Raw genomic sequence first — 11705 nt, forward strand, 5'->3', positions numbered from 1 at the left:
GAGTGCGGGCCGTTATTACTTAGCGCCTTTGATGCGTGCATGAGCAGGTTCTTGAAGGAATTCAAGCGTATACTCACCGACAAGCATACCTTGGAAGTAGTCGCCTTTTTTGCCGAGGTACTCGTGGCTCATATCGCGAGTCTGTAAAGGACGGATTGCGATACGGTTTTTATCAACGATAAGAACTTCGTCAGCCGCCAAGTTGTCGTTAATAGATACTGGGAACTCGCCGAAATCAGTCGTTAAGAAGTTAACAACAGTGCCGCGGCTTGCTTCGCCTTGGTTAAGTCTAACTAACGTCTTATCGAATTTAGAGATGATGCGTTTTTGCTTCGCAGGTACGATGATCTCGTACTGACCACCGGACTTGAAGCCGCCTTTAGAGTAGATCGCCTGTACAGCGTCGTTGATCGCTTCTAGCGAAAGCTCTTGACCCGCAAGATCAGTAACGTTAGTTTTAATGAAGCTACGGATACCGTCCATCTGACGTACTAAGCCGTTCTCATAACGAATACCGCCGATGAACGCTTTTTCCATTTGAAGTGCTAGTTCAAGCTGTTTCTTTTGCTTTTCGTACTCGTACATATCCGCGATCCCGTAATTGGCAACAGCCGCAGCAGTACCGGAAATTTCTACAGTTTCGTCAAAGATTTGCGTAATGTTCGATACGCGCTTACGTGGCTTGTAGCGACCTTGTCTAGCGTCAGCGCCTTCCGAACCTTCTACGAACTGAACCTCAACTTTCTCATTCGCAGTAATTGCAGCCGCAGTAGTATTGGCGTAGCCACGGACTACTGTCAGTTCCTTCGCTGACTTATTAACCGCAGTAACAAGCGCTAGTTCTTCGCCAAGTTTAATGACATGCCCGTTACGGAAAGGTTCTACAGAAGATACTTTTAGAACAGTTGCGTCAGCAGCAGCCGCGTCAGTAACGTTGCCTTCATACGCAAACATTTCGTCCTCGAACCATTGGTGCTCGGTTTGTGTTACTGGATTAGAAAAACCAAGCATCGCAAGCAACGGAGTTTGGTGCGGATTTAAAAGTAGTAATTCGTCTTGTACCGATTCTGTTTTACCAATCAAATCATTAGAGAAAATCTGTGACATAAAAATATGTCCCCCTTTTTTGTTTGTATTAAAAAAGACCCCTAATTAAAGGAGTCTCATTTTCTTAACTGTCTTTTTAATTGAGCAACCGCAGCGCGATCTTCTGTACGACCGCTCTTACGTGCTTTTTCCTCGGCTTCTTTAATAAGTTGATCCGGCGTTTTATCGATCTTATCCGTCCCCGAATTCGTACTTTGACCGATAGCCTTCTGCTTCTGCGCGATAAGGAACGGCTTTTCTTCTACCAACGCCTTTACTACGCTCTCGACTCCGACAACTTTTCCGTCTTCTACCGAAACGCCGCTTAAATCAGCCAAGCGTAATGCATCGTCAATATACGCGATACTTTCTGACGTTGCCGCCTTGATGAATGCGTTCGTAATCTTTTCTTGTTCGCTCGCCTTTTTAAGCTCATCGATCTGTTGCGTAAGTGATAATTCAACCTCCGACTTTGCTTCGAGCTCCTTTTTGATGCGGTCGAGTTCCGTTAGCTCTGCGTCTGCCTTTTCTTGCTCCGCTTTCTCATACGCCGCCAGCTTCTCTTTTACCTCGCTATAATCAGCGTACTTAGATTCCGTACGGCTAACGCGTTTGGTAATAATCGAGTCTAGTTCTTCCTGCGTGAGTTCGAGCTTCTTCGGCTGATCATCGGTTGATTGCTGCGTTGTTGGCTCCTCCACTTGACCTCCGCCTGCTTGATCATCTGCGTCAAATAACGGCATAAATCGTTTTACAAACATATCGTCCTCCAACCGTTTTAAGGCCGTCGCCTATTAGATAAAACAGCCGTTTAGTTTAACGTCTTAACGTTCGGACAATAAACCGACATCTCTAATAGGTGAATATACGTGCTTGCATCGCGGATGAAATATCTCACCCGTCGCCTGCAATTCGTCGTAAGTTAAATAAGGGCCCGGCGCATCTAGCGTAAGTTTCATGATTTCGCCCTCGTGAAATCGGCAATAATCGGAAGCCCCATGCGATGATATTTGCGCATACAAAACGCCACGATCGACGGCTTCATTAGTCGTTGCTTCGCGGTATGTCTGCATCATTTTCGTTCGGGTCACCATATCGGCGTATACTTCCGGTTTCCACCGCCGTCCTTTTGCGTCGACGATTCCGGTCATGACCGATTCTTTGAGACGCTTTTTGATATCGTCTCTGATCGTTCGTCGTCCGTTTGTGCCCGACGCCATGTTGTACTTAATGGAATCGGAAACGGCTCGCCTGACTGCGGCTTTTGTTTTCCGATCTACGTTCTGCGTGACCGCTAGAAGATCGGCTTGTGTATCCGCAATAGCAGCCGCGACCATTGCTTCGTTTAACTCGTTGAACTTTACGATAAGAGCCGCTTGTTCAACTGATTCCGCAATCTTAAGCGAAACGAGCGTATTGATTACGCCTTCTCGCGCCGCAATAGGTACGTTTTCACTAACCCACCGTGCCGACTTAGTATCGAGATCCGCTAGAATATCGCTGATTGATTGCAGCGTAGCAAGCGCATTGGCTCGTCGGAAATCCGTAATATCAACTCGATCAAGCTCGTCAAGAATGTCTTTGATGGCGGATTGATAATATCCGGCAAGCTGCTTCGTCTGATAGTCGTAGTTAGGTGCCGGTACTTTCGCCATTACTTATCGTCCTCAGGTTCCGGCGGCACTTCCGGTTCATTAAAGATCGATGCATCTACAAAGCCATTTGCGGATGTTTCGTCTTCTTCAATGCGTCGCATGATCTCGTCCGCCTTTTCGTCATCGACGTCATCCATCGCCTTGATTGCGCCTCTAACGTCAATAGTCGGCTTGCCTGCCGTTCTAATCTCCATAATTTCCGCAAGTTCTTTTTCATTCTGCGGGATACCGTCGTTCCAAATTGCGCGCGGATAAACGGCTTCGTCAATCTTGATTCGTTTGACCGCTTTCTCTAGAAGCATGCACGTCCATAGCGCATCTCGGATCGCTTTATCATAGTGCGCACGAATTCGCTTCACTTTCGAGAGAATCGGCATGAAACGGGCTTTAATCGCTGCGCCGTCTGTGTGTGACGTACCTGTTCCGCCTGAATTGTCGCCTGACATCGTAGTTCCAAAAAGCCACTGCGGCGTTTCCGACATCATAAATACGTTACTAAACAACACGTCGAGTTCCTTAAAGGCTGCGTCTAACTGCGCTTGCCAAACCATATAACCCGGCGTTACATCTTCTTTTCCGACCGGTATATAAGCGCCGCCGAACTGAACGGTGTTCCCATCGTCTTGAATCTCCGGCCCATACGCTGTAGGGTCGCTGTGTTTCCATAGAATGTAGTCGATCTGTACTAGCCGGTCGTTAATCGCAGCAAACACCGTCTCTAACTTCTCTAATCCGCCGATGCCGAAGAATTCGTCGTCAATTGATTTGTATGGTACGTGAAAGACCGGTATATGCGGTAAATGCGTCTCCTCGATATCTTCTTCGCGACCTGTCGGTAATTGTTTACCGATTTTGTATACGGATACCGGTGTGCCCGTTGACGTATCAACTCCGTTTTCGTACATCTGATATCGCGAATAAATGATGTAGCCTGGTACATGACGCTCAACGTTTAAAAACGGAATCTCCGTCTTCTCGGTTTCGACCCATTCGACCTGCGCAATATTGACCGCTTTTAGTTTCTTGACATTTCCGACGCTGAACTCCGGAAAGACTGCGCCTGCGCTTACGTGTTCAATGATCGCTTCCATTTCTGCATCTGCCGGTACTGGTAAGCCGAGTTTCTCCACTTCCGAAAAGTCTTGACGGTAGCCGTAGCGCACCTTAAACCACGAATCGCCGCGGAATCCATTAGCCGTTGCGCTTTCGTGAAGAAGCTGATTAATATCGTTTTCCTCTACGTAGCGATTGAGTGCTTTTTGCTCTTCGCTGTCATCAGGCAATCCACTTTCGAATTGAACCGGTTCGCCTACTAGGAGGTCAGCCGGCTTTGTGGTGAGTATGTCGGCAAGATTGACCGCGATATACAGCTTTTTTAACTGCTCGGCCTGCGGCGAATCTTTAAGAATGTCGGTCGCACGTTCATAGACGTCTCGGTGTCGCCCTTCAAACAACTTTTTCATGCGTCGATATTTCGCTAGCCGTTCAATTGAGTCAGCCGGAGGAAACTGTGCGCCGGGTCGGATGATACTGTACGTCTTAGTATGCGATCCGTCGTCGGGTTCGTGGTTGCGGTGCTTAAAAAAGTCCGTAAAACCCATCGCTTATTCCTCCTTCAAATATCTGTCTAAATCGTCGGCTTCTTTTTGAATATCCTCGCTTGATTCGTCAGCTGTAGTGTTGTCCGTAATAATTTGCTTTTCGGTTAATAGTCCGTATCGTTTCATGAATAAGTCAATCGCTTTAACGGACGGCTGTGGTCCGTCGATAAGCGTCATTAATTTACCGTAGACTTTCGCTCTGTGACTGGAAAGCATGTCATCCGCAAGTAGATTCATATATTCAATAAATGCGGAATCTTGCGTCCGCCAACGATACAACCCCATCCGCGACATTCCTAGTTCTTCTGCGAGTTGCTCCTGCGTTTTCTTCTCGCCGCCTTCCGGCATAATTTCATTCAAAGCGCAAGCCTGCGCGGCTTTTCGCTTCTCAAACGACAGTTGCGCCTCTAGCTGTTTAATTCTCGACATTTAACGTCCTCCTTTCGTTACATATACTTTGGCTTCGACTGCAGCACCGTTTTAGCTCGTTTACTGACGCTCACCGCCATCTCGAGCGCATCCGGTAGGTCATCGTGCCAATTTGATCCATACCGCTCAAACTGTTCGAGTAAAAGCGTTTGGCTGCGATGAAATTCGATCTCACCTTTTTCAATCTGCGGCATAAGGGCCTCAATACGAAGTTCTTTCCGCGAACGCTGATTTATTTTTGTGACGCGTGAACCTGCCGGATACCCTTGTACGACTAACTCACGTTTGAGTGTATCTACGAAAAATTCTTGGGCCATCTGCGATTCAGCAGCTATTCGATCAGGCTGATACTCCACGACCTTCTCGACAATTTTTCGCAAGAACTTATCAGGATGGATTCGTTCACCGTAAGTGTCAATGACGTATATCTTTCCGGTCTTTTTATGTTTTGCAATCGTGACGATCGCCGAAAAGTCCCCACGTTCTTTACCCATCGCAAAATCGACACCCATATAAATCGCGTATTCTTTGTGATTTAGCTTAAAGTCGGTCCAATACGAAAAAGTCTCGGGCTTGAATAACTGTGATTCTTCATCGATTGGATTATTCATAAACTCCGTGTTAAACGCTTTTACTTTGATATTGGCCTTTTCTATTAATAAGGCGGGTAGAGGGAAACGCTCTGGCCACAAAACCTCCGCACCCTCATCCATTTCCGCTTTATTATCCTCATAAAAACGCATAGCAGCCCGGGCATTTGGGGTAGCCATCGTATCTTCCGATTCCGACTGCATCAATTCTTCAACTTCTTCGTCGCTAGGGACATACTCCTCATATATGCGCTCAAATTCCGCCCACAAGTCGCTCCGTTTAGGTGGCTTGAGGATCGCTGGGAAACTGTTCTTAATAAAATCACGACGCTCATTCAATACGTAGTTCAGCAAAGAGTCGAAGTGTACAAGTGTTCCCATGAAAATAAACGCCGTTTTCGTAGGATCACCCGCTGGCATAAGGTCTTGGTTGAGCCAATCCTTCGCCTTCTGACGCAATTCAGGCGTATTGTTCGAATCGATCGACTCTAAGTCGTCAAGTAGAATTAAATCCGGACGCTGTGAGCCATTACGAAAACCGCGGATTTGTGTTCCAAGGGACGTCGCTTCCATTTTGATTCCTGTCGTTGTAATAAAGGCTGTTTCGGAATCCTTTTCATTGCGTGTTTTCTGCTCGTATAGGACTTCACCAAAGTCTTCGCGTAGCTTTTGGTTGTACTTTAGCTGACCCGCGACCCACTTAATGAACTTTATCGAGCCGTCCCTTGTTTCCGAGATAATCAAGATCATGCGGCGCTTTTTATAAACGATTTCATGCACCGGAAACCCATTCGATAAGTACGCCGACTTTGCGTGACCCCTCGAAGCCGCCCATGCGATACGCGCTGTCTTATTCCGGTTAGATACTGAGTCGAGGATAGACGATAGTTTCCGGTGAAAGTCCGGTGCGTCGTCCATGTCTACCGCAGTCGTCGGTACGAGATTATCCGGATTGCCCGGGTTCCGTGCCTCCGAAAAGTATTCGTAAAAGAAATACAGCATATCGGTCTCGGCGCGATGGACACGTTTAAGCTTGATTAATTCGTCGCGATCCTTCCGCATAAGATCGACGTGATATTCGGTGTGTTTGCCGGCTTGGATAATGTCGCGCAGTTTCTTCAGCCGTTCCGTTACGGCCTCTATGCGCGCCTGCCTTTCTTCACGTTCCAAAAACTTGCCGTTAATAAACGCCAAATCACCGCCTCCTTTCCGTCTATTTTCCGTTGACTTACCGAATTCGTTATCGTATAATGAATGTAACTTAAAAATAATTAAAGTACATTGGAGTGAAGACGTATGGCTAACGAAGTGAACCCGATCAAAAGTAAACGCGATTTCAACAAACTAAAAAACGCCCTCAAACCGGGGCGCGACCGTCTGTTATTGCAGCTAGGGACGGCTTTTGGGCTTCGTATTTCCGACTTACTTTCGCTTAAGATCGGCGATCTTCGCGGCCAAACGTCTCTTAAAATAACCGAAGCCAAGCGCAGCAAAACGCGTGTCATTACGTTCTCAGCATCCGTCATAAGGCTCGTCAATGAACTCGAAGGCGCTGATGATGACCACGTATTTGCCAGCCGCAAGGGCGCCAAGCCAATCAGTCGCGTTCAAGCCTATCGCATTCTAAACGAAGCCGCCGAGCGCGCTGATATCGCTAAAAAGATAGGCAATATCGGTACGCATACGCTTAGAAAAACGTTCGGCTACCGTTTGTATGAAATGGATATCGCAGTCGATCGGATTATGGCGATTCTCGGTCATTCATCCGAAAAAGATACGCTGAAATATATCGGAATCACAGCCGACGAGATTTCGGTCGCATACGAGAGCATCGCGATTTAGGTCGTGGTGCTTTTTTATTGCGGCGGATCTTTGTAGACTCTGTCGATCGCATACGGTTCCGATACAATTCCATAGCCGCCTTTTCTGCGATTATTATTATTATGGGCTTTCTCATACTCCTTCATCGCTTCACTCAGTTCAGCCAACGCCTTTGCCGCCTCTTTCGCTGCGCGCTGCACCGCTTTGAGGCCTTTGATAGCCTCCGAAACATCTACGTCTACCTTTACGTTTAATCCACCGACTGATTCGCGTTTGTTTTCCGCCATTCACGTCATCCCCTTTGTCCGTTTTAGAGACAGAGCTTCACGATGAATCTCTGACTTACAGAGGCGACAGGAATCGAACCTGCCCACGCGGTTTTGGAGACCGTATCGCCACCTTGGAACATGCGCCCCTATGTTGTCACACCGGCCGTCCGCTTCTTTGAGAGGCGTGCCGGTGAATGTACGTACGTCAACCGAATGCCTTTACGGCTCTAATGCTAGACGCAAGCACAAAAAGACCTCCGGCGCTGGCCGGAAGCCTCGTTCTGATTGCGTGTTATTCGTTAACCTTTTCGTATGTCTCTTCGAAAATCTCCTTTTCAACCGGATAACGCTCGCCCCGAATCCCTGTGACGATGTAATGCTTACCGACTTCAACCTCGTACCAACCTTCGAGCGTTTTGATCGCCGGTTTGTTATTCGCTTTAGGTATCGATCCGCCTTTCGGAAAATACCCGATTAATTTGTCCGAAAACACCTGATAACTGGCGTAACCATCTTCCATCCCGCTCTCAAAAAGAACCGCTTCGACTACAACCGGCTTTTTGCGATACTTCGACATTTATTCGTCCTCCTTAAAAATCAAACGAAATTAGCGCTTTCCACCGACCACCCTTACGAATACCCTAGTCGGCTACCAAAACGTCTAATTTCGTGCATTTTACGTGTTAAAATCGTTATGCTAATCCGTACCGTTCCCGCAATACTTTCATATCGGCGGTTATTTCCGCTTTGAGCGCGTCGATTGCTGCCGGTTCTGCGCCGTCCGTAAGCCGTAGTTGTTTCAGCGTCTCAATTTTCGTTCGTAGCGCGCTGTTCGTGATCGCGGTCGGATAATGCGTACCACAGACGATACAGTCAAAGTATGTTTCGACGACGCCTTTTCGTACGGCGCGTTCTTTTAGTACGACGGCTGTCCGCTGTTTGCATGCGTCGCAAGTGACGAACGTAGGTAGCGTGGTCATGGGCGATCGCCTCCAACGTATCTGAAAAAGAAGACGCCTTCTGCATCCGGCAGCAACGGTATTTCTTGCGGAGTACTGTCGGAGCTTTTCGCGACTAAACGATAATTAGCAAGAGATGACGTCGCACCGAACGGAATAGTCCCGAAAGGAGTAGTGTACGGATCTCTTACAAGTATGTAATCGGTCAGCTCCGTTAGATCGTCCGGATTTTCAATACCGAGTAGTTCTCGAACTCTATCGCTCGTCTCTTTCGTCAAATAGCCGTCTTCAATAAACTTAATACAGCCGTTGATTTCTTCGTTCATCCTAGCGCCCTCCTTGTCGTTTTTTTTTCGTCGTCCACTACTCGGCAGGACCTCTCCGTTTTGTAATGCGCCTAACACCCCGAGTTTAAAAAATTGTGCGCAAGTTTTGTTCGTCAGATCCGGCGGTTTTGGCCGGGGCGCTTGGGGGCGGGCGGCTTTCGTTTATTTTTCGCGATTATTATTGAATAACGCATTCATAACGTTGCATAACGAAAGTAACAAAAAGACTTTCTGTTACATTCGCGTTAAGCACAAACGTTGGTGTGTCGCAGTTGGTAGCCGTTCGACCAGCGCAACGAAACGAATGAACTTTATGCATCGTACCAGCCCCGCCATGCCGCCATTCGTGCGGGCTACCTATGCCGGCCGTCATGCATACGATCGTGCATAAACGGATTGGCTTCGGCTTTCAACCCCTTGAGTTTTCGGAGGCCACGTCCGCCGGCGCCGTCTGCTTGGTTACGGATGTCTTCGCCTGTCTCTATCCGTCACCCTACCGACCGCCTTCGTACTATATTATATAGACCGTATGTGCCTACCGTTACATAGCGTCTGTATGTCGGTAGCCTAAACGCTGGTTCAACCGACGCTTATCGTGTGCCAATACGGATGCCCTACCGTTAGTTAGTATGTTACGTTCATTTACGTCCTCATAAGACATAGATAACTAAGCGTATGTTTCACAAGTAAATTAACGTTGCTTAGGCGTTTATTTATCGTTTATATGTACGCTGTATTAACGCTATCCATTCCGTATGTATTTAAGTACAGCGACCTCGGCTCCGCCTCGTCCGCAAATATACATTCATTATACATGTTGCGTATATGTGAGACGTAGCGTAGCGGAGGATCACTAGGTTTTAGATTTAGAAGATAAGAAGTAATTTCCGACCTCAAAACGCTGTATCCCACGTGGCTCTAAGCGCCAAGGCGGTTTTCACTTGTACGAATAAAGTCGTACTTTTGGCGATTTTGTACGAATGAAGTCGTATTGATTATCAGTTAAAACGACGTAATTGAGAATAGGCGCATGCCAACACGTATTGCCTACGAATCACATTCGTATCTTTATACGAAATAACGCATATTAATACGTTTCAGTGTGGCGAAAACAGAACACGAAAGAGAGACGCTCGCCCTGAACGTCCCTACTCACCGCCATCTTCGTCCTCTATTTCGAACAGGTCTTCGTACTTCCATCCGCCTGCTTTCATTAGCGCGACGACTTGCCAATCTTCGTGCCGCCCATTCGAATCGAACCGCGAGATAGAACCCTGCGGAACACCCGACGCTTCCGACAGCCTTGTTTGCGTCCAGCCGTCCGCCTTCATAAGTTCCTTCAGACGCGGCCTTACGTTTATGCGCTTGCCCATCCGCATCACCTCCGTATTTATATAAGTAATTATACGATATCGGATATTATTTCGCAATATCCGTTGACATACGTTATACGATATCGTATAATAAAGGTACAGAAAGGAGGTGCACGAATTGATTGAACTGGCTACAAAGATATCCGTCTTGCTTGCGTCGTGGTTGGCGATCATCAAAACCGCGATGGAAATCAAGGCAATGAAAAAGCGACGGTCTCCCTCCAAGAAGAAACGTCGCAAGTAAACGGACGGGGCGCTAAGCCCCGGTTCAATCAATTATACCACACATGCGCAAAATTAATACGCTTGATACGTTGCTCATTATCGTATTAGTCGCCTGGATAGCGTTCACGGATTACGCTAAATGGCAGCCGATAGACTGCGCAGCCGTTGCAACGCTAATCATTTTCGGCTTTACGGTCGCCTTAAAATCGCTAATGAAATAAGACGTCAAGCAGCCGTCCCTACCTACGCCCTAAGACGCTAATTAGACGGCGCTGACGTACTAAAAACGAGGAGGAATCGTTGAATATGATCGAGTATAACTGCCCGGACTGTTCATTTGCCCGGCTAGACGTAGAAATCGAAACGGCCGCTAAATGTCCGAATTGCGGTGGCCTTCTAAATATCGAGGAGGAGATCGCCTAGTGGACGTAAAATTGACGGCCTTAGACGGAATCCAAGAGGCAGCCGATCCGCTACAGCGCGCCGCCGAACTATTTAAAAGAGAACGCGACGATGCACCTGCCGGCTTTGACTTCGGCTTTAGACTCGCCCTGATCGCGTTCGGATACGATATAAAACTCGAAGGAGATGTTGAATAATGAAACGTTTTATTACGATAACAATCGCGGTGGTACTTATGACACTCGGACTTACAACGCCAGCCAATGCGGCATCGATTACGGTAAAGGTTGACGCACCATACTACACGCCCAAGGCGACGTCAGTGGACGTTGTGGCATCGAAAAGCAGCGGTAGCCGCGTATATTACACGATGACTTTGCAGCAACAATACACGGACGGATGGAAGTCGAAGCAATCGTTGAGCGGCGATTTCGTTAAAAGCACACCGACCAAACGCTTCTATACTTCGACTATGACTAACGGTCAATACCGAATCAAATTAACGGCTTATAGCAAAGCAGCCAAGACGAAGAAAATCGGTACTTACTACTCGAAGGACTTCGCAGTGACGAGATGGTAGGCGCCTAAAATACGAGGAGGACGACGATATGAAATTCCGCAGATTCTTGTACGGATGGGCTAGGTTTTTGGGAGACGTTAACGCGGTGAAAAAGAACGACGTAGGCGGCCGTATCATGCGACGCAGTGTCGGAAGAGCATTCGGAAGATTGTTTAAATAAGCGCATAGATACGTTATAATACGAAGGTTGTGAGGTGAAAGACGTGAATAGACCGCAGCCAGGAGATTATGAAGTATCTGTCGTTTATGATGTTCGCGAGATGCCCGACGTTAAGAGCGGCCGGTGTGACAATTGCGATACGTCGAAGTTTAACAGTTCGATTAAAGGCGGAGTTTTCCTCCGTAAGTGTTCGAAGTGCGGAATGACCAAACGAATATAACGCAAAAAA

17 protein-coding genes are annotated in these 11705 nt (G+C 47.5%); 6 read left to right on the forward strand and 11 right to left on the reverse strand.

Features of this window, described 5'->3' with window-relative positions:
• Window positions 1–15: 15 nt before the first annotated feature.
• The 6 genes from ES896_RS02010 to terL all read right to left on the reverse strand — a co-directional run bounded on the left by ES896_RS02010 (window position 16) and on the right by terL (window position 6555).
• On the reverse strand, window positions 16–1107 hold the full coding sequence (locus ES896_RS02010) for an SU10 major capsid protein (protein WP_074041872.1): 1092 nt from the start codon (window positions 1105–1107) through the stop codon (window positions 16–18).
• A gap of 56 nt (window positions 1108–1163) precedes the next feature.
• A complete protein-coding gene (locus tag ES896_RS02015) occupies window positions 1164–1847 on the reverse strand; it encodes a phage scaffolding protein (RefSeq protein WP_205687760.1) in 684 nt (227 codons plus the stop codon).
• A 63-nt stretch (window positions 1848–1910) separates the two neighbouring features.
• Window positions 1911–2741, reverse strand: coding sequence for a phage minor capsid protein (locus ES896_RS02020; protein WP_135226311.1), 831 nt, complete (start codon window positions 2739–2741; stop codon window positions 1911–1913).
• On the reverse strand, window positions 2741–4342 hold the full coding sequence (locus tag ES896_RS02025; RefSeq protein ID WP_135226312.1) for a phage portal protein: 1602 nt from the start codon (window positions 4340–4342) through the stop codon (window positions 2741–2743). Before ES896_RS02025 ends, ES896_RS02020 begins: the two co-directional genes overlap by 1 nt.
• Window positions 4343–4345: 3 nt before the next feature.
• On the reverse strand, window positions 4346–4771 hold the full coding sequence (locus ES896_RS02030; protein ID WP_135226313.1) for a phBC6A51 family helix-turn-helix protein: 426 nt from the start codon (window positions 4769–4771) through the stop codon (window positions 4346–4348).
• A gap of 17 nt (window positions 4772–4788) precedes the next feature.
• Complete coding sequence (terL, locus tag ES896_RS02035) at window positions 4789–6555, reverse strand: phage terminase large subunit (protein ID WP_135226314.1); 1767 nt, start codon at window positions 6553–6555, stop codon at window positions 4789–4791.
• Between the two features lie 102 nt (window positions 6556–6657).
• Between terL and ES896_RS02040 the strand changes: the two genes are divergently transcribed.
• Window positions 6658–7203 (forward strand): tyrosine-type recombinase/integrase, encoded by a 546-nt coding sequence (locus ES896_RS02040; RefSeq protein ID WP_135226315.1) that lies wholly within the window; start codon window positions 6658–6660, stop codon window positions 7201–7203.
• Window positions 7204–7217: 14 nt separating this feature from the next.
• On the opposite strand, the gene ES896_RS02045 is transcribed toward ES896_RS02040, so the two are convergent.
• The 5 genes from ES896_RS02045 to ES896_RS02065 form a co-directional block, all read right to left on the reverse strand.
• Window positions 7218–7469, reverse strand: coding sequence for a hypothetical protein (locus tag ES896_RS02045; protein ID WP_135226316.1), 252 nt, complete (start codon window positions 7467–7469; stop codon window positions 7218–7220).
• Between the two features lie 274 nt (window positions 7470–7743).
• On the reverse strand, window positions 7744–8028 hold the full coding sequence (locus ES896_RS02050; RefSeq protein ID WP_135226317.1) for a hypothetical protein: 285 nt from the start codon (window positions 8026–8028) through the stop codon (window positions 7744–7746).
• A gap of 115 nt (window positions 8029–8143) precedes the next feature.
• Window positions 8144–8431, reverse strand: a complete 288-nt coding sequence (locus ES896_RS02055) for a hypothetical protein (RefSeq protein WP_135226318.1) — start codon at window positions 8429–8431, stop codon at window positions 8144–8146.
• Entirely contained in the window at window positions 8428–8736 is a 309-nt protein-coding gene (locus tag ES896_RS02060) for a hypothetical protein (RefSeq protein WP_135226319.1), read from the reverse strand. The genes ES896_RS02055 and ES896_RS02060 overlap by 4 nt, the downstream gene beginning before the upstream one ends.
• A 1148-nt stretch (window positions 8737–9884) precedes the next feature.
• The gene (locus ES896_RS02065) at window positions 9885–10109 is read right to left on the reverse strand and encodes a helix-turn-helix domain-containing protein (RefSeq protein ID WP_135226320.1); all 225 of its coding nucleotides are present in this window, start codon (window positions 10107–10109) and stop codon (window positions 9885–9887) included.
• A gap of 118 nt (window positions 10110–10227) precedes the next feature.
• Between ES896_RS02065 and ES896_RS20370 the strand changes: the two genes are divergently transcribed.
• The 5 genes from ES896_RS20370 to ES896_RS20245 all read left to right on the forward strand — a co-directional run bounded on the left by ES896_RS20370 (window position 10228) and on the right by ES896_RS20245 (window position 11696).
• Window positions 10228–10353: a hypothetical protein gene (locus tag ES896_RS20370; RefSeq protein ID WP_254965504.1), complete on the forward strand. Its 126-nt coding sequence runs from the start codon at window positions 10228–10230 to the stop codon at window positions 10351–10353.
• Window positions 10354–10756: 403 nt separating this feature from the next.
• Complete coding sequence (locus ES896_RS20000) at window positions 10757–10933, forward strand: hypothetical protein (RefSeq protein ID WP_167764431.1); 177 nt, start codon at window positions 10757–10759, stop codon at window positions 10931–10933.
• Window positions 10934–11058: 125 nt separating this feature from the next.
• On the forward strand, window positions 11059–11316 hold the full coding sequence (locus tag ES896_RS02070) for a hypothetical protein (protein WP_135226321.1): 258 nt from the start codon (window positions 11059–11061) through the stop codon (window positions 11314–11316).
• A gap of 28 nt (window positions 11317–11344) precedes the next feature.
• Window positions 11345–11476, forward strand: coding sequence for a hypothetical protein (locus tag ES896_RS20375; RefSeq protein WP_035389526.1), 132 nt, complete (start codon window positions 11345–11347; stop codon window positions 11474–11476).
• 43 nt (window positions 11477–11519) lie between these two features.
• Complete coding sequence (locus ES896_RS20245) at window positions 11520–11696, forward strand: DUF8096 family protein (RefSeq protein WP_481747306.1); 177 nt, start codon at window positions 11520–11522, stop codon at window positions 11694–11696.
• Window positions 11697–11705: the final 9 nt, after the last annotated feature.

This window comes from Bacillus sp. 005/A4HT-01/001 (assembly GCF_004634445.1).
Taxonomy (GTDB): Bacteria; Bacillota; Bacilli; order Bacillales; family Bacillaceae; genus Bacillus; species Bacillus altitudinis.